General features: G+C 49.9%; 15 protein-coding genes and 1 tRNA gene. 14 read left to right on the forward strand and 2 right to left on the reverse strand.

Going from position 1 to position 19077, the window contains the following annotated elements; genetic code table 11:
- The first annotated feature begins 38 nt into the window (after nt 1-38).
- Nucleotides 39-1097, forward strand: coding sequence for a peptidyl-prolyl cis-trans isomerase (locus FND36_06880; GenBank protein QDW73784.1), 1059 nt, complete (start codon nt 39-41; stop codon nt 1095-1097).
- Between the two features lie 86 nt (nt 1098-1183).
- Here the strand turns inward: FND36_06880 and FND36_06885 are convergent, their stop codons facing one another.
- A complete protein-coding gene (locus tag FND36_06885; GenBank protein ID QDW73785.1) occupies nt 1184-1630 on the reverse strand; it encodes a GatB/YqeY domain-containing protein in 447 nt (148 codons plus the stop codon).
- Between the two features lie 137 nt (nt 1631-1767).
- On the opposite strand from FND36_06885, the gene spoVT reads away from it, so the two are divergent.
- The 12 genes from spoVT to aspS all read left to right on the forward strand — a co-directional run bounded on the left by spoVT (nt 1768) and on the right by aspS (nt 16879).
- Nucleotides 1768-2316, forward strand: coding sequence for a stage V sporulation protein T (gene spoVT, locus FND36_06890; protein ID QDW73786.1), 549 nt, complete (start codon nt 1768-1770; stop codon nt 2314-2316).
- 62 nt (nt 2317-2378) lie between these two features.
- Nucleotides 2379-2753: a TIGR04086 family membrane protein gene (locus tag FND36_06895; protein QDW73787.1), complete on the forward strand. Its 375-nt coding sequence runs from the start codon at nt 2379-2381 to the stop codon at nt 2751-2753.
- A gap of 72 nt (nt 2754-2825) precedes the next feature.
- On the forward strand, nt 2826-2969 hold the full coding sequence (gene scfA / locus FND36_06900; protein QDW73788.1) for a six-cysteine peptide SCIFF: 144 nt from the start codon (nt 2826-2828) through the stop codon (nt 2967-2969).
- A 97-nt stretch (nt 2970-3066) separates the two neighbouring features.
- A complete protein-coding gene (gene scfB, locus FND36_06905) occupies nt 3067-4455 on the forward strand; it encodes a thioether cross-link-forming SCIFF peptide maturase (GenBank protein ID QDW73789.1) in 1389 nt (462 codons plus the stop codon).
- A gap of 35 nt (nt 4456-4490) precedes the next feature.
- On the forward strand, nt 4491-6749 hold the full coding sequence (gene secD / locus FND36_06910; protein QDW73790.1) for a protein translocase subunit SecD: 2259 nt from the start codon (nt 4491-4493) through the stop codon (nt 6747-6749).
- A 110-nt stretch (nt 6750-6859) separates the two neighbouring features.
- Entirely contained in the window at nt 6860-8620 is a 1761-nt protein-coding gene (gene recJ, locus FND36_06915; protein ID QDW73791.1) for a single-stranded-DNA-specific exonuclease RecJ, read from the forward strand.
- 95 nt (nt 8621-8715) lie between these two features.
- Nucleotides 8716-9240, forward strand: coding sequence for an adenine phosphoribosyltransferase (locus FND36_06920; GenBank protein ID QDW73792.1), 525 nt, complete (start codon nt 8716-8718; stop codon nt 9238-9240).
- A 78-nt stretch (nt 9241-9318) separates the two neighbouring features.
- On the forward strand, nt 9319-11667 hold the full coding sequence (locus FND36_06925; protein ID QDW73793.1) for a bifunctional (p)ppGpp synthetase/guanosine-3',5'-bis(diphosphate) 3'-pyrophosphohydrolase: 2349 nt from the start codon (nt 9319-9321) through the stop codon (nt 11665-11667).
- Nucleotides 11668-11689: 22 nt separating this feature from the next.
- Complete coding sequence (locus tag FND36_06930; GenBank protein QDW75566.1) at nt 11690-12310, forward strand: MBL fold metallo-hydrolase; 621 nt, start codon at nt 11690-11692, stop codon at nt 12308-12310.
- Nucleotides 12311-12319: 9 nt separating this feature from the next.
- On the forward strand, nt 12320-13774 hold the full coding sequence (gene hemZ, locus FND36_06935; GenBank protein QDW73794.1) for a coproporphyrinogen dehydrogenase HemZ: 1455 nt from the start codon (nt 12320-12322) through the stop codon (nt 13772-13774).
- Nucleotides 13759-15030, forward strand: coding sequence for a histidine--tRNA ligase (gene hisS, locus FND36_06940; protein QDW73795.1), 1272 nt, complete (start codon nt 13759-13761; stop codon nt 15028-15030). Before hemZ ends, hisS begins: the two co-directional genes overlap by 16 nt.
- Before the next feature lie 49 nt (nt 15031-15079).
- The gene (aspS, locus tag FND36_06945; protein ID QDW73796.1) at nt 15080-16879 is read left to right on the forward strand and encodes an aspartate--tRNA ligase; all 1800 of its coding nucleotides are present in this window, start codon (nt 15080-15082) and stop codon (nt 16877-16879) included.
- Nucleotides 16880-16973: 94 nt separating this feature from the next.
- Here aspS and FND36_06950 read toward each other — a convergent pair.
- A tRNA-Gly gene (locus FND36_06950) sits at nt 16974-17046 on the reverse strand.
- Nucleotides 17047-17577: 531 nt separating this feature from the next.
- Here FND36_06950 and FND36_06955 point away from each other — a divergent pair.
- Entirely contained in the window at nt 17578-18864 is a 1287-nt protein-coding gene (locus FND36_06955) for a homoserine dehydrogenase (protein ID QDW73797.1), read from the forward strand.
- Nucleotides 18865-19077 lie beyond the last annotated feature (213 nt).

Raw genomic sequence — 19077 nt, forward strand, 5'->3', positions numbered from 1 at the left:
AACAGGTTAGCAGGGTACTAAGGAGGTTTTATATTATTATGAAAAGGAAAGCGGTAATACTGCTTATGTCGGCTGTACTGGCAGCTGGAAGTCTGGCGGGCTGCGGTTCGCTAAATGAAGATGCGGTGGCGGTCAGTGTAAATGGAAATGAACTGACGGCAGACGTAGCGAATTTCTATGCCAGGTATATGCAGGCAGAGTATGAGACCTATTACGGAGCATATCTGGGAGAGGATATGTGGAATACAGAAGCGGAAGAAGGAGAGACTTATGAGGAGTCTGTAAAGAACGCGGCCAGGGAATCTCTGGAGGTTATGCTGCTGTGTGAGGAGCATATGAGCGATTATGATGTATCCTTAAGCGATGGGGAGAAAGAAGAGATCAGTAAGTTGGCGAAAGAATTTTCGGAAGCCAATTCTTTGGAAGATAAAGAGAAGGTATCTGGAAACGCGGATACGGTAGAACGGTTATTGACGCTGATGGCAGTTCAGAATAAGGTGCAGACAGCGATCGAGGCTCAGGCAGATACGGAAGTTTCTGACGATGAGGCCGCGCAGAAAGCGATGCAGTATGTATATTTTGCTTATACCACCACGGATGAAAGCGGAGCTGTCCAGGATCTTTCCGATGAGGAGAAGGAGACGGCGAAAGCAAATGCGGAAGCTTTTGTTCAAAGTGTGGCAGATGGAGCGGATTTTGTGGAAGCGGCGGAAGAATACAGCGGTGAACTAACAGAAGATACGTTTGATTCTGAATCCAATGTGCCTTCAGAAGAGGTTGTTGCTGAGGCGGATAAACTGGATGAAGGAGAGAATACCGGAGTGATCGAGACGGATGCGGGCTGCTACGTAGCCAAGGTGACCAGCCTCTTTGATGAAGAGGCTACGGAGACTAAGAAACAGCAGATCGTAGAAGAGCGTCAGACAAAACTCTATGAAGACACCTGCCAGGAATGGCGGGATGAGGCGGACATTGACGATCATGACGGTGTGTGGAAGAAGATTGATTTTGATAATCTAAGCGTTACGATCAAACAGTCTTCCGAAGAACCTTACGCGGACGAGGTTCAGACAGACGATCAGGTGGAGCAGGAATAAAACAGAAGCAGTATAAAAAGGGAACGTGGCGGAGCACGTTCCCTTTTGGTATGCGGCTTTTAAGCTAAAATCTACATTGGAACTCTCTATTGAAAGAAGGTTCCCAGCGTCTCGCTGACCAGCTTCCCGTCTGCTTTCCCTTTTACTTTTGGCATCAGGACTTTCATGATCTTGCCTTTATCCTTAGGAGTCGGAGCGGCGATGCCAAGTTCGTTCAAGGTGGTGGTGATCACTGCTTTGATCTCTTCCTCATTCATCATTTTAGGGGCGTACTGCTCCAAAACAGCCAGACGGCGGCTGCATTCCTCGATGATCTCAGTCCGATCCGCGGGGGTCATTTCCAGAGTTTCTTTGGTCTGTTTGATTTCCTTTAATACTACTTGTACTTCCTCTTCTTCTGTCAGATCAGAACGCTTGTCAATGGCTTTATTCTTCAGAGCGGCAAGGAGCATAGACAAGGTTTCTTTCCGCTCTTTTTCGCCGGCTTTCATGGCTTTGACCATATCGCTTCTTACTTCTTCGATTTTACTCATGATGGTATCCCTCCCATTCGATTTTCCTGTTTAAAGTTTAACAGAACAAGAAGGTATTTTCAATACTGTATAAATTTCCCTTCTTTCACAGATAATATACTTAGTCTGCCAAATATGACAAATGGAGGAAATGATCTATGAAAGCAACGGGAATCGTCAGGAGGATCGACGACCTTGGAAGGGTTGTGATCCCAAAAGAAATCAGAAGGACACTCAGGATTCGGGAAGGAGATCCTTTGGAAATCTTTACGGACCGGGAAGGAGAGATCATACTGAAGAAGTATTCTCCTATCGGCGAATTGTCTACATTTGCAAAACAGTATGCGGAAAGTCTGTCCCAGACCATGGGCTGCCTGGTGTGTGTCTGCGATATGGATCAGGTGATCGCGGCTTCCGGTTCCGGCAAAAAGGAACTGCAGGACCGGCTGATCAGCAGACAGATGGAGAAAATTCTGGGAGAAAGGAATTCCCTGCTGGCCGCCGCTGGAGACAAAAAGTATACCCCAGTAATAAAAGACCAGGAAGAAGAATACGCATATGAGGTGATCAGTCCCATTCTCTGTGAAGGAGACGTGATAGGAGGAGTGATTCTTCTTACGAAAGAAGGCAGGAAGAAATTCAGCGAACTGGAACAGAAAATGGCCTCCTGCGCGGCCGCCTTCCTGGGAAGGCAGATGGAACAGTAGGATAACAGGAATATTTGCGTCTTTGCGCTCATACCTTGTGGTAGTAGACAAGGAGGGATGAGATGGAAAGACAAATCCGCAGAGACTCACCGGTTATGTGGATCTTAAAAGCGCTGCTGGCTTCCTATATCATTACAGGAGCGCTCCTGGCTCTTTTGACGGTGCTTCTGTATAAACTGGAATTAAATGAAAAGGCGGTGTCAGCGGCTATCGTGGCGGTTTATGTGATCTCTACACTGATCGGAGGGATCGCCATTGGAAAGATGGCAAAACGCAAAAGATTTCTATGGGGGATCGGACTGGGAATCCTGTATTTCGCTCTTTTGATGGCGATCACTCTGGGGGTATACCACACGCTGAATACAGACGGGGTGAACCTGGTGACAACTTTGATCCTTTGCGCGGGAGGAGGAATGGCCGGAGGAATGATTTCGTGATAAAAGGATTGCGAAAACCCTGACAGGATGGTATAATAGCATAAGTTAAGCGAAACTAAGGAGGAGAAACCGATGAAACATGTAAAAACCTTAAATACACAGACACTGAACAACACAGTAAAAAAAGGCGGATGCGGAGAATGTCAGACATCCTGCCAGTCTGCCTGCAAGACATCCTGTACAGTAGGAAACCAGACCTGCGAGAACAGGAAGTAAACAAGTTTTATTTGTGGATAGGAAATACCGGGGACAGCGGTCTTAAAGGTCGCTGTTTCTTGTCGTATAAAAGAGAAAAAGAAAGGGGTATCAAACCTTGATTCACCAGTATCAGAACAATGGATACCGCATTGTGCTGGATGTTTACAGCGGCGCGGTCCACGTTGTAGACGAGCTGTGCTATGATCTGATCGCATGGCTGACGCAGCAGAAAGAGTCCTATACCGCCCAGGAGCTTGGAGAAGACGAGCTGGGGCAGTCCGCCGTCCAGGCGTTGAGCGGAAAATATAAAGAAGAAGAGATTCGGGAAGGGCTTGCCGATATACAGGAGCTTACAGAAGCCGGACAGTTATTTACAGAAGATACATATGAGAGCCTGATCGGAGAAGTGAAGCAGAGGAAAACGGTGGTAAAAGCTCTGTGCCTCCACATTGCCCATGACTGCAACCTTGCCTGCAGGTACTGTTTTGCCGAGGAAGGAGAGTACCATGGAAGAAGAGCCTTGATGAGCTTTGAGGTAGGGAAAAAGGCGCTGGATTTCCTGATCCAGAATTCCGGGAACCGGCGGAACCTGGAAGTGGATTTCTTTGGAGGAGAACCTCTGATGAACTGGCAGGTGGTCAAAGACCTGGTGGCTTACGGAAGGGAGCAGGAGAAGCTCTATAATAAACATTTCCGTTTTACCGTGACCACCAACGGAGTGCTCTTAAATGACGAGATCCAGGAATTCATTAACCGGGAGATGGACAATGTGGTGCTCAGCCTGGATGGCCGGAAAGAAGTCAACGATGCGATGCGTCCATTCCGCAGCGGGAAGGGGAGCTACGACCTGATCGTGCCAAAATTCCAGAAACTGGCGGAAAGCCGGAACCAGGAGAAATACTATGTACGGGGAACCTTTACCCGGAATAATCTGGACTTTTCGAAGGATATCCTCCATTTTGCGGATCTGGGATTTAAACAGGTTTCAGTAGAACCGGTGGTGGGAGATGAGACAGATCCCTACGCCATCCGGGAAGAAGACCTGCCGGTGATCTTAGAAGAGTATGACAAGCTGGCGAAGATTATGATCCAAAGAGAAAAAGAGGGAAAAGGTTTTAATTTCTTCCATTTTATGATAGACTTAGACGGTGGTCCTTGTGTGGCGAAGCGCTTGTCAGGCTGTGGTTCGGGTACCGAATACCTGGCGGTAACGCCCTGGGGAGATCTCTATCCCTGCCATCAGTTCGTGGGACAGGAAGAGTTCAAGATGGGGACCGTTGAGGAGGGGGTCACACGGCCGCAGATCGCGGATGAATTCCGCAGCTGCAGCGTTTACTCCAAAGAAAAGTGCAGGAAGTGTTTTGCGAAATTCTACTGCAGCGGAGGATGTATGGCCAATTCACACCATTTCCATGGAACCATCCACGATACCTATGATGTTGGATGCGAGATGGAACGCAAACGGGTGGAATGTGCAATCATGATAAAAGCGGCGTTGTCCTAAAGTCGAAGGATGAGAGCGCGGAAAGGAAGTTGAACATGAAGAAAAGCAGAGGCATCATAAGCCTTTTGGTGACGGCGGTGCTCATTGTGCTGCTGGGTTACACTGCCATTTGGGGGTTTGGAGAAGGCGGAACCGGTTCGGCGAAGAACATCAAGCTGGGTCTGGATCTGGCGGGAGGCGTGAGTATCACCTACCAGGTCAAAGATGACAATCCATCCAGCGAAGACATGGCGGATACGATCTACAAGCTTCAAAGACGTGTGGAAGAGTACAGTACAGAGGCGGTAGTATACCAGGAGGGAGACGACCGGATCAATATCGAGATCCCCGGAGTATCTGACGCCAATCAGATTCTGGAGGAACTTGGTCAGCCGGGTTCTCTTTATTTCATTGCCCAGACTGGAAGCGATGGATCAGAAAACTATTCGATGATCAACAATACTGGTGATCCGGCCCAGGACTACCAGCTGAATAAAACTATTGAAGAACTGGAAGCAGACGGATCCATCGTCGTTACCGGTGATGAAGTTCAGGACGCGCGGGCCGGCGTGGTGGAAAATCAGACGACACAGCGGGATGAAAACGTTGTATCTTTGACCTTTACGGATGAAGGAACGGAAAAATTTGCCGCGGCCACGGAAAAAGCCTATGAAAATGGGGAGAGCATCGCGATCTACTACGATGGGACCTTTGTGAGCGTACCCAACGTGAACAACGCTATCGAAAATGGAGAGGCTCAGATTACGGGAAATATGACTTATGACGAAGCGGACACGCTGGCTTCCACTATCCGGATCGGAGGATTGCAGCTTGAGCTGGAAGAACTGCGGTCAAATGTAGTCGGCGCCCAGCTTGGAGAGGAAGCCATCAGTACCAGCCTGATGGCCGGAGTGATCGGGCTTTTGATCATTTTCATTTTTATGATCTTCGTTTATTATCTGCCGGGGTTGGCTTCCAGCCTTGCGCTGATCATCTATACAGAGATCGTTCTGCTGATCTTAAATGCTTTTGATGTGACGCTGACTCTGCAGGGAATCGCGGGTATCATTCTGAGTATTGGAATGGCGGTAGATGCCAACGTGATCATTTTTGCCAGAGTAAAAGAAGAGATGTCCAAAGGAAAAAGCGTGCGCAATTCCCTGAAAGCGGGATTTGATAAAGCTCTTTCCGCGATCGTAGACGGAAACGTGACGACCCTTATTGCGGCGGCAGTCCTGTGGTTCCTTGGTTCTGGAACGGTAAAGGGATTCGCTCAGACGCTGGCGATCGGTATTGTGGTTTCGATGTTTACGGCGCTTGTGATCACCCGGATGATCGTGTTCGCTTTCTATGAAGTGGGAATCCGCAATCCTAAGGTTTATTACCGCCCTAAGAAAGAGCGTGAACCTATCAATTTCCTGGGTAAAAGGAAATGGTTCTTTTCCGCTTCCATTGGAGTGATCCTGCTTGGATTCGTGATCATGGGAGTCAATGGGGGCAGAGGCGCGGGAGCTTTCTCCTACAGCCTGGATTTCCAGGGAGGAACTTCTACCAATGTTACCTTTAATGAAGATTATACCATCAATGAAATTGATCAGGAGATCGTGCCGGTGGTAGAAGAGGTGACCGGAGACGCTAATGTACAGACCCAGAAAGTAGATGGCACCAACCAGGTGATCATCAAGACGGTCACGCTTGATCTGGATCAGAGAGAGGCTCTTAACCAGGCTTTGGTGGATAACTTTGGCGTGGATGAGAGCAAGATCACAGCAGAGAATATCAGCTCTACGGTAAGTAATGAAATGCGTCAGGATGCGGTGATTGCGGTGATCGTGGCAAGTATCTTCATGCTGCTGTATATTTGGTTCCGGTTTAAAGATATCCGGTTCGCTACCAGCGCGGTTGCGGCTCTGCTCCATGACGTGCTGGTGGTGCTGGGATTCTACGCGGTTTCCAGGATCGCGGTGGGCAGTACCTTTATCGCGTGTATGCTGACCCTTGTGGGTTATTCTATTAACGCCACCATTGTGATCTTCGACCGGATCAGGGAAGAACTGCATTACCGGACCAAGACTACGGACCTTGCGTATATTGTCAATAAGAGTATCACCCAGACGCTGACCAGAAGTATCTACACTTCTCTTACTACCTTTATTTCGATCGCTGTGCTCTATGTCCTGGGCGTCAGCTCGATCAAAGAATTCGCCCTGCCGCTGATGGTGGGAATCGTAGTCGGCGCATACTCATCTGTCTGCATTACGGGAGCTTTGTGGTATGTGATGCGGACACGGGCGGATAAGAGGAAACAGAAATAATCACAGGCTAAGAAGAAAGCAGCCACAGCCATTTTCCGGCCATGGCTGTTTTCTGATGCAAGAATGGAAAAACAGTGTAGGAGCAGGGAAAAGTCTGATGGAGGAAGAAAATGGAACGATGGGTTCTGCTTAGAAAAGGCGGGGATTTCCAGGCCGCGAGTGAAAAATTTCAGATCAGTCCCAGACTGGCCTGTCTGATCCGGAACCGGGAAGTACAGGGAGAGGATCAGATAGAACAGTATCTGAACGGATCTCTCCTAGATCTGCATGATGGGATGCTGATGCGGGATATGGACCGGGCGGTAGATATCCTGCGGGAGAAGATAGAAGAAGGAAAGAAGATCCGGATCATAGGAGATTATGATATTGATGGGGTGAACGCCGCGTATATCCTTCTGGAAGGCCTGGAAAGAATGGGAGCGGACGTGGACAGCGACATTCCGGACCGGATCAGAGACGGCTACGGATTAAATATAGAACTGGTGGAGCGGGCTTATCAGGAAGGGGTGGATACGGTCTTGACCTGTGATAACGGCATCGCTGCCGCGGAAGAGATCGCTTATGGAAAACGGCTTGGCATGACAATGCTGGTAACCGACCATCATGAGGTCCCTTATGAGGAAATAGACGGGGAGAAGCAGTACCGTCTTCCTCCGGGAGACGCGGTCATTGACCCGAAACGGGAAGACTGCGGATATCCCTTTCAGGGACTTTGCGGCGCGGCAGTGGCCTATAAGCTGATGGAAGCCTTATACGAGGCTTCCGGCAGGGATTCGGAAGACCTGGACGACCTGATCGTCAATGTGGCCATCGCTACCGTGGGAGATGTGATGGATCTGACAGATGAGAACCGGATCTTTGTCAAAGAAGGACTAGCCATGCTTGGCAGGACTCAGAATCCGGGATTGAATGCTCTGATCGAATGTACAGGACTGGATAAGAAGCATATCAGCGCCTATCATATTGGATTTGTGCTGGGTCCCTGCCTGAACGCAGGAGGCCGGCTGGATACGGCCAAACGGTCTTTGGCGCTTCTTAGAGCCAAAACCCGCAAAGAGGCCGCGATCTTGGCGGGAGACCTGAAGGCTCTTAATGACAGCCGGAAAGAGATGACGGAAAAGGCGGTTGAGGAAGCCTGCCGTCAGATTGAAGATACGGACCTTTTGAAAGATAAAGTGCTGGTGGTCTATCTGCCGGACTGCCATGAGAGCCTGGCGGGAATCGTGGCGGGAAGACTGCGGGAGAGGTATTGGCGTCCGGTGTTTGTGCTGACAGACGGGGAAGAAGGAGTAAAAGGATCGGGACGTTCCATCGAAGCGTATTCCATGTATGAAGAGCTGAACCGCTGCGGGGATCTTTTGGAACGGTACGGAGGCCACAGACTGGCGGCGGGCCTGTCCCTGAAAAAGGAAAACGCAGGTCGGCTCCGCCAGGCGCTGAATAGTAATTGTACTCTGGAAGAGGCGGATCTGATGGAAAAAGTTGTTATCGATATGGAACTTCCCCTTTCCTGTGTGACGGAGAAGTTTATTGAAGAATTGAAAATTCTGGAACCCTTTGGGAAAGGGAATACAAAACCAGTGTTTGCCATAAGAGAGGCGGCGCTTTCCAAGCTGAGGATACTGGGGAAAAACAGGAATGTGCTGAAAATGCAGGCGGAAGATGGCGGGGGCGTAAAAATAGACGCGCTATATTTCGGCGGTATTGAGAAATTTAAAACATGCCTGGAGGAAAAATACGGGCATGGCTTTGCTGAGAGATTCCTGGATGGAAAAGAACCGGAAGCCAGGATGATGATCGCTTATTATCCGGGAATCAATGAATATATGGGGAGGAAAAGCCTGCAGATCGTGATCACCCATTGTCAGTAAGCGCTATAAATGTTATACTAAAAGGTATCATGTGGGTAAAATAGCTTTTTTGCCCCGGTATTTAGGATTATGGAGAGAAAATTGGAGAGGATACCATGAAATCAATCGAGGAATATGTAAGAAGTATCCCGGATTTCCCGGAGCCGGGGATTATTTTCCGGGATGTTACCAGTGTGCTCCAGGATGCGGACGGACTGCGCCTGGCCATCGACCTGATGCAGAAAAAGCTGGAAGGAGTAGATTTTGATTTGATCGTAGGGCCGGAGTCCAGAGGATTTATCTTTGGCGTGCCTATCGCCTATAATCTGCATAAACCGTTTATTCCGATCCGCAAGAAGGGCAAACTGCCGTGCGAGACCGTATCTATCCAGTATGATCTGGAGTATGGGACAGCAGAGCTGGAGATGCACAGAGACTCTGTGAAAGAAGGTCAGAAAGTAGTGATCATTGATGATCTTATCGCTACAGGCGGTACCAATGAGGCAATGATCAAACTGATCGAGGGACTGGGAGGAAAAGTAGTAAAGACCGTGTTCCTGATGGAACTTGCGGGGTTGGAAGGAAGAAAGAGACTGCAGGGATATGACGTGGACTCTGTGATCATTTATCCTGGGAAATAGTCTCCTGTCAATTCCGGGAAAGTGTTGTTGTGCCGGAAGCGGCAGGGAAAGTCATGAAAGAAGAAAGGAGGCATTAATATGTCAGGGAGAATCACGACTTATGAATCTCTGGATGACCGCATCGCGCCGGAATCCGTGATGAAAGACATGTCAGAAGGACTTGAGATCGTGGACGGACACGCGGTAAAAGCGCCAGGCGATTATGAAGATCCAGACCAGCTTTATGACATGTTAATCGCCCGTATTCGGAAATACCATCCGTCCACTGACGTCAGCATGATCAAAAAGGCGTATGAGACGGCAAAGAAGGCCCACGGGGATCAGTGCAGGAAATCGGGAGAGCCATATATCATCCATCCTTTATGGGTAGCGATCATCCTGGCTGATCTGGAGATGGATAAAGAGACCATTGCCGCGGGGATGCTCCACGATGTGGTGGAAGATACCCAGGTAAGTGAAGAGGAGATCAAAGAAGTATTCGGAGAAGAAGTGGCGCTTTTGGTAGATGGCGTTACAAAACTGGGCAGGCTGTCCTATTCCTCTGATAAGCTGGAAGTGCAGGCGGAGAATCTAAGGAAGATGTTCCTGGCCATGGCCAAAGATATCCGGGTCATCATCATCAAACTGGCAGACCGGCTCCATAATATGCGGACTTTGCAGTTTATGACGCCGGAGAAGCAGAAAGAAAAAGCGAAAGAGACAATGGATATCTATGCGCCTATCGCCCAGAGGCTTGGTATCTCTAAAATCAAAACGGAACTGGACGATCTGGCTTTGAAATACTCCCAGCCAGAGGTGTTCTTTGATCTGGTACGGCAGATCAACGCGCGGAAGACGGAGAGAGAGGAGTTTGTCGAACAGATCGTCAAAGAAGTATCCGATCATATGAAAAACGCCAATATTAAGGCGGAAGTCAACGGACGGGTCAAACACTTTTTCAGCATCTATCGGAAGATGGTGAATCAGGATAAAACGGTAGATCAGATCTATGATCTGTTTGCGGTGCGGATCATTGTGGATTCGGTAAAGGACTGCTACGCGGCGTTGGGCGTTATCCATGAGCTCTATACCCCGATCCCGGGGCGGTTCAAGGATTATATCGCTATGCCGAAACCCAATATGTACCAGTCGCTGCACACCACATTGATGAGCTCCGTGGGACAGCCTTTTGAAATCCAGATCCGGACGCAGGAGATGCATAAAACCGCGGAATATGGTATCGCGGCCCACTGGAAATATAAGGAATCCAATGACGGCAAGAAGAGCGTGGAGGCTCAGGAAGAAGAAAAACTAAGCTGGCTCAGGCAGATTCTGGAGTGGCAGAGAGACATGTCGGACAACCGGGAATTTCTTAACCTGATCAAAGGAGATTTAGATCTTTTCGCAGAAGACGTGTATTGCTTTACCCCGCAGGGCGATGTGAAGAACCTGCCCAACGGCTCTACCCCGATCGACTTTGCCTATGCCATCCACAGCGCGGTGGGAAATAAAATGGTGGGAGCCAGAGTCAATGGGAAACTGGTCAATATCGACTACAAGATCCAGAACGGAGACCGCATTGAGATCCTGACGTCCCAGAATTCCAGAGGACCAAGCAGGGACTGGCTTGGGATCGTGAAAAGTACCCAGGCAAAAAACAAGATCAACCAGTGGTTTAAAAAGGAATTTAAAGAAAGTAATATTGTAAAAGGAAAAGAACTGATCGGCGCTTATTGCAAAGCCAAAGGAATCAACGCCTCGGATATCCTGCAGACGAGATATCAGGAGATCGTCCAGAAGAAATATGGTTTTCGGGACTGGGATTCTGTCCTTGCCGCGGTCGGCCACGGCGGATTGAAGGAAGGCCAGGTGGTCAACCGTCTGGTGGAAGAGTACGGCAAGGAACATAAACAGGAGATCACCGATGAGGTAGTATTGGAGCGAGTAGCGGAAGCTTCCAAGCACAAGGTCCACATTGCCAAGTCCAAGAGCGGTATCGTGGTCAAGGGCATCGATGATATGGCGGTACGCTTCTCACGGTGCTGCAACCCGGTACCGGGAGATGAGATCGTAGGTTTTGTCACCAGAGGCCGGGGACTGTCTATCCATCGGACGGATTGTGTGAACATGCTGCACCTGACAGAGGCGGAAAGGGCCAGGCTGATCGATGCGGAGTGGGAGAGCGAAGTGGCGGAAGAATCAGGAGGCCAGTACCTGGCGGAGATCAAAATGTACGCCAATGACCGGCAGGGGCTTCTGATGGAAATGTCCCGTATCTTTACAGAGGCGGATGTAGACGTGAAGTCTATGAATGTACGCACCAGTAAGCAGGGGACGGCCACGATCGAGACCGGTTTCATCGTCCATAACAGAGAAGAACTGGGCCGGGTAGTGAAAAAACTCCGGCAGCTGGAAGGCGTGATCGATATTACCCGGACAACGGGATAAAGGAGAGATTATGGGAAAGACAATGAAGATCGAGAAATTTGTGACAGGAATCATCAGCACCAACTGTTACCTGGTGAGCAATGTAGAAACCCATCAAGCTGTGATCGTAGATCCGGCCGCGGTCCCAAAGGCGCTGACAGAAGCGGTGGAAAGAGACGGCCTTACCGTGGAGGCAGTGCTCCTTACCCATGGGCATTTCGACCATACGATGGGGCTGGATGCGCTGTTAAAGCTGTGGGATGTTCCGGTATATGTGGAGGAAGAAGACCAGGAGATCCTGACAGATCCGAAATTGAATCTGTCTTCTGCATATACGGCGGGCTTTACTTTCTCAGACGCTCAGAGTGTAGAAGACGGACAGATCCTGTCTTTGGCCGGCTTTCAGTTTCAGGTGCTCCATACTCCGGGTCACACCAGAGGCGGATGCTGCTATTACGCGGCGTCCGAACAGGTGTTGTTCAGCGGAGACACCCTGTTCCAGGCTTCTGTGGGAAGGACGGACTTCCCAAACAGCAGTACGCTGGATCTGCTCCGTTCCATCCGGGAGAAATTGCTGCCGCTTCCCGATGAGACGGTGGTATATCCAGGGCATATGGGAGAGACTACCATTGGCTATGAGCGGGATCATAATCCATATCTGTAGGGGGAGCCTATGTTTAAGATCCTTTGTCGGAAAGAGACTTATGTTTATAACGCGTATCATATAGGGAAGGCTTTTTATCCATCGGAGACGGTCGAAGCTTCGGTAGAGGAAAAAGCCTCTCATTATGTTATCCTTTTTCTGCCGTCGGGGAAAAGGCTGGAACTGGATCAGGAAGAACAGGAGCGGTTCTTGGATCGAAAAACCCAGAAACACCTGATGGACCAGCGGCTTTACAGAGTATTATCGGCGGAGACGGGAAGGACGCTGGCCTGGGGCATATTGACGGGAGTGCGGCCTACAAAGCTGGCGATGGGAAAACTGGAGGAAGGCATGGAACGCCAGGATTTTCTGTCCTGGTTCACAGGGGAATACCTGGTGAGCAGAAAGAAGGCGGAAGTATCCTGGGATATTGTCCGGCGGGAAAAGGAACTGCTGGACCGGCTGGATTATCAGGACGGGTACAGTCTGTATGTGGGGATTCCATTTTGTCCCACCGTTTGTACTTACTGCTCTTTTAGTTCCGGTTCTCTGGATCAGTGGGGAAACTTTGTGGAACCTTATCTGGAAGCGCTCCGCAGGGAATTGGAATTTATTGGGAGCGCTTCAGATGGAAAGAAGCTGAATACCATTTATTTTGGGGGAGGCACGCCCACCAGCCTGAATGAAGATCAGTTGGAGCGGCTGCTGTCCTGGATCGATGAAATCTTTCCCAGGGACCATCTGCTGGAATATACGGTAGAGGCGGGACGGCCGGACAGCATTACAAAAGAGAAACTCAGAGTGATACGGAGCCATGGAGTGACCCGGATTTCGATCAATCCTCAGAGCATGCAGCAAAAGACTCTGGATCGGATCGGAAGGCGCCATCAGGTGGAGGAGATCCTTTCTGCATATCATATGGCGCGGGAAGAAGGATTTGACAATATCAACATGGACGTGATCGCCGGACTGCCTGGAGAGAGGCTGGCGGATATGGAGGATACTCTGGCGAAGCTGGAAGCGCTTGGCCCGGACAGCCTGACGGTCCATTCTCTCGCGGTGAAGCGGGCGGCCAAGATGGGGCAGGACGGTTACGTTCCCGGCAGGGAAAGCCAGGACGCGGGACCGGCGGAGATCTCAGCTATGCTGGAAGCGGCAGAAAAAAGCGCCGGCAGGATGGGGATGACGCCCTATTACCTCTACCGGCAGAAGAATATTGCCGGGAATTTTGAGAACACGGGCTATGCAAAGGTTGACAAAGCGGGAATATACAATATACTTATTATGGAGGAAAAGCAATCCATCATTGCCGCCGGAGCAGGGGCTTCTACGAAACTGGTATTCAAGGAGCCTGTAGTAAATCCGGAGGGAAAGAAGCAAAAGAAGACGAACCTGATCCGCCTGGAGAATGTGAAGGCCATTGATGCCTATATCCGGCGGGTGAGGGAGATGATAGAACGAAAAGGAGAATGGTTATGGCGCTGAAAAAGAAGCCGGTCACAGGGATGAAGGATATTATGCCGGAAGAAATGGAAATCCGGGATTACGTGATCGGACTGATCAAAGATACTTACAAAACTTACGGGTTTCAATCTATGGAGACTCCCTGTGTGGAGCATATCGAGAATCTGTGCAGCAAGCAGGGGGGAGACAATGAAAAGCTGATCTTTAAGATCATGAAGCGGGGAGAAAAGCTGAAGATCCAGGAAGCCAAAGAGGAGAACGATCTGGCGGACTCTGGCCTCCGGTATGATCTGACGGTTCCTCTGGCCCGATACTACGCGGGCCATGCCAATGAGCTGCCGGCTCCTTTTAAAGCGATGCAGATCGGCAGTGTGTGGCGGGCAGACCGTCCCCAGAGGGGAAGGTTCCGCCAGTTTACCCAGTGTGATATCGACATTTTGGGAGAACCTGGGGAACTGGCAGAGATTGAACTGATCCTGGCCACTACCGCTATGCTGGGCAAACTGGACTTCAAGAATTTTACCGTGTGTATCAACGACCGGGGGATCTTGAGAGCCATGGCGGCTTACAGCGGCTTCCAGGAGGAAGATTATGATGAGGTCTTTGTATGTCTGGACAAGATGGACAAGATTGGCAAAGACGGCGTGGCGGCAGAAATGCAGGAATTGGGATATACGGCGGAACAGGTAGATACTTATCTGGGATTGTTCGACCAGGTGGCGGAAGATGTAAACGGCGTGAAGAGCCTCAAGGAGATCCTGGGAGACTGCCTGCCGGATGAGGTGGCGAATAGCCTGGAGCGCATTATGTCCTGTGTGGAGGCGGCCAAGGAGTGTGAGTTCCGGCTGAAATTTACGCCTACCCTGGTGCGGGGCCAGTCCTATTATACGGGGACGATCTTTGAAGTGGTGATGGATGATTTTGGGGGTTCTGTAGCAGGAGGCGGGCGCTACGATAAGATGATCGGAAAGTTTACCGGACAGGATACGCCGGCCTGCGGTTTCTCTATCGGATTTGAGCGGATTGTCATGCTTTTGCTGGAACAAGGCTACCAGGTTCCAAAGAAACGGCCTAAGAAAGCCTATCTGCTGGATAAAAACCTGCCGTCAGAGGGCCTGCTGAAGGTGCTGGCGAAGGCCAAAGAAGAGCGGGAGCAGGGATATCAGGTGCTGATCGCCAAGATGAAGAAGAATAAGAAATTCCAGAAGGAGCAGCTGCTGGAGGAAGGCTATGAGGAGATCACAGACTGTTACAGCGATTCTGTGGACAGAATATAGCAAAGAGTCGGTGAGACCATAGAGAAGGGAAAGAGAGAGGAATAAAGATATGGCAGAGTCAATGCAAGGATTAAAACGGACACACCGCTGCGGAGAACTGGGAAGCGGCGATATCGGAAAGACTGTGACCATCATGGGATGGGTCCAGAAGAACAGAAATAAAGGCGGACTGGTGTTTACCGATGTGCGGGACCGCTCCGGTATCATCCAGGTGGTGTGCGAAGAAGGAAAGACAGACGCGGCGCTCATTGAGAAGGCGGCAAGATTAAGAGCAGAATATGTGGTGGCGGTTGTCGGAACTGTGGAGAAACGTTCCGGCGCTGTCAATGAGAATCTGAAAACGGGAGAGATCGAGGTGATCCCGGAAGAACTGAGGGTTCTTTCTGAATCAGAGACACCTCCTTTTCCGATTGAGGAGAACTCTAAGACGAAAGAGGAAGTGCGCTTGAAATACCGCTATCTGGATCTGAGGAGACCGGATCTTCAGCGCAATCTCCTGATGCGCAGCCAGGTTGCTACCCTGACCCGGCAGTTCCTGGCAGAGGAAGGGTTCCTGGAAATCGAGACTCCGATACTCATTGGAAGTACTCCGGAAGGAGCCAGGGATTATCTGGTACCCAGCCGGATCCATCAGGGAAGTTTCTATGCCCTGCCCCAGTCGCCCCAGATTTTTAAGCAGCTTCTGATGTGTTCCGGATGCGACCGGTATTTTCAGCTTGCCAAATGTTTCCGGGACGAAGATTTGAGAGCGGACCGTCAGCCGGAGTTTACCCAGATCGATATGGAGATGTCTTTCGTAGACGTGGACGATGTGATCGATGTCAATGAGCGGCTTCTGGCATATCTTTTTGAGAAAGTGCTGGGTGTGAAGGTGGAACTTCCTATTCCCCGGATGACATGGCAGGAGGCCATGGACCGGTTTGGATCTGATAAACCGGATATCCGGTTTGGCATGGAACTGCGCGATGTGACAGAAGTGGTAAGAGACTGTGAGTTCGGGGTATTTAAAGGCGCCATTGAGGACGGCGGAACTGTACGGGGCATCAACGCCAAAGGACAGGGCGGGATGCCAAGAAAGAAAATCGATAAGCTGGTAAGCTTTGTGAAGGATTACGGGGCAAAGGGGCTGGCTTATATTGCCATCCAGGAAGACGGGACGGTGAAATCCTCTTTTGCGAAATTCATGAAAGAGGAAGAAATGAGCGCTCTGATCCAGGCTATGGAAGGAGAGAGCGGAGACCTTCTCCTGTTTGCGGCGGATAAGAAAAAGATCGTCTGGGATTCACTGGGCGCCCTGCGTCTGGAGCTGGCGCGCCAGATGGAGCTTTTGGACAAGAGCGAGTATAAGTTCCTGTGGATCACAGAATTCCCGCTTCTTGAGTGGAGCGAGGAACAGAACCGGTTTACAGCTATGCATCATCCATTTACCATGCCTATGGAGGAAGATCTGCAGTATATCGACAGTGATCCGGGAAGAGTCCGGGCAAAGGCCTACGATATCGTGCTGAATGGAAATGAGATCGGAGGCGGAAGCGTCAGGATCTTCAATCCGGAGGTACAGAATAAGATGTTTGAGGTCCTTGGATTTACAGAAGAGCAGGCCCAGGCTCAGTTTGGCTTCCTTTTGACCGCATTCAAATACGGAGTGCCGCCTCACGCGGGATTGGCTTACGGACTGGACCGTCTGGTCATGCTGATGGCCAAGGAGGACAGCATCCGGGACGTGATCGCCTTCCCGAAGGTAAAAGATGCCTCCGACTTAATGACCGAGGCGCCGGCCAGAGTCACCAAAGAGCAGTTGGATGAACTGGGGATCACGGTAGTAGAAGAAGAAAGCGCTGAAGAATAAGAATAAAAGCCCGCAGGGAAGAATTCCCCGCGGGCTTTTATATTTGTCTAGACGATAAAATAAAACCGGAAGCAAAACGCTTCCGGTTTTTAAGAGCGACAGACGGGGCTCGAACCCGCGACCCCGACCTTGGCAAGGTCGTACTCTACCAACTGAGCCACTGTCGCATTTATTTGTCTTGTGCTCCTCAGCACAATAAATAATATACTATACGGAAAAAGATTTGTCAACAACTATTTTTCTTTTTTTGAAAACAGATAAAGATTGGGAATATCCCCATAAATACAGTCTGCTTATCCTAATAATAACTTTTCAAAAAAACAAAAGAAATGACGATATTAGGGTGTCGTGCTATAATATCATAAAATCCAATTTTATGGAGATGAGGGTAACATGGTTAAGAAGAGTCCGCGGTATAAAAAGAGAGAAAGTCTTCTGAAAGCTTGGAACATGATTGTTTCGGATGTGTTGGCGGGAAAGATATTCATCGTCGCGATATGCGAATGTTTTGCTGTTTTTATTGGAAGCAGAGGAATTATAATGTTAAAAGAGGCTTTAAAGAAAGAGTAAATGAACGAGCCCCGCTTGAGGCGCTGTAAAAAGATATGGAAAAATGTAAGCGGTCTGTGTTACAATGTTGACTTAATAAAGGAACTGGATGTAGAAAGTAAACGGAAAAGGCAGACAGGAGGAAACCTATGGCGAAAGTGGTAAAAGCAGCCCTTCTTGGTCTTGGGACTGTGGGAAGCGGCGTGTATAAATTGATTCAGGAGCAGCAGGAAGAGATGGCCAATAAGGCGGGAGCGCCCATAGAAATAGAGGCAGTCCTGGTCCATGATATCCATAAGAAGAGGGAAGGGATCGATCCGGCCCTCTTGACAGACCGCTGGGAAGATATCATCAATAATGAAGAGATTGAAATCGTGATCGAAGTGATGGGCGGCATCGAACCGGCGAAGACGATGATCCTGGAAGCCTTGAATTCCGGCAAAAGTGTAGTGACTGCCAACAAAGACCTGGTGGCGGAGTATGGCGGCGGACTCTTGGATGCGGCAGACAATAACGGAGTAGATTTCTTGTTTGAAGCAGCGGTAGGGGGAGGAATCCCCATCATCCGTCCTCTGAAGCAATGTCTGGCTGCCAATGAGATCGATGAGGTAGTGGGCATTGTCAATGGCACGACCAATTATATCCTGACGAAGATGGCGGAAGAGGGAATGGATTTTGAAGAAGCCCTGGCCAAAGCCACGGAGCTTGGATATGCGGAGGCAGATCCTACGGCAGATATTGAAGGACTGGATGCGGGGCGCAAGATTGCCATCCTGGCTTCCATCGCGTTTCATTCCAGAGTGGTGTTTTCCGATGTCTATACAGAAGGGATCACTAAGATCACGTCGAAAGACATTACATACGCAAAGGAGCTGGGATACGCGATCAAACTGCTTGCGGCAGCCAGGAATACTCCGGAAGGCATCGAGGCGGCGGTGTACCCTATGCTTCTTCCCAAACAGCACCCGCTGGCCGCGGTAAGAGATTCTTTTAACGCGGTGTTTGTACACGGAGACGCAGTGGACGATGCCATGTTCTATGGAAGAGGGGCGGGGCAGATGCCTACGGCGAGCGCAGTTATGGGGGACGTGATCGACGTGGTGCGGAACATCCAGTTCCACTGTACCGGAAGGATCAACTGTACCTGTTACCGGCAGACTCCGGTGAAAGCTTTTGACCAGGTGAAGAATCCATTCTTCCTGCGGATGCAGGTGGAAAATAAACCTGGGGTCCTGGCTTCGATCGCCAGCGTATTTGGCGTTCACAAGGTAAGCATTTCCAGAGTCGTCCAGAACATTACCGCAGACGGCGTGGCAGAGCTGGTCATTGTGACGGAAGCGGTGAAGGAATTCCATATGAAGGATGCCCTGCGGCATTTGGAGGAGATGGAGACGATCCGGGAGATCAGCAGCGTGATCCGGGAATATGAAAAGTAATTGTCTTTTGGCGAGAAGTATGCTAGAATGGGACACAGGCGGGAGCTGAAAAGAAATCTGCTCCTGCCAGAGATCAAGAAGAAGCAGAGTAGGAATATGTGCGTTAAGTGCCGTGCGGACGGGGAGTTGCCGCATGGACGAAGGAAGAGCCGGAAAAGCCTTCCGCGGTATATGTTCCGCATCCCGCTGCTACACATAGACAGATAAAAACTA

The organism is Lachnospiraceae bacterium KGMB03038 (assembly GCA_007361935.1).
In the GTDB taxonomy this organism is placed as follows: Bacteria; Bacillota; Clostridia; order Lachnospirales; family Lachnospiraceae; genus Massilistercora.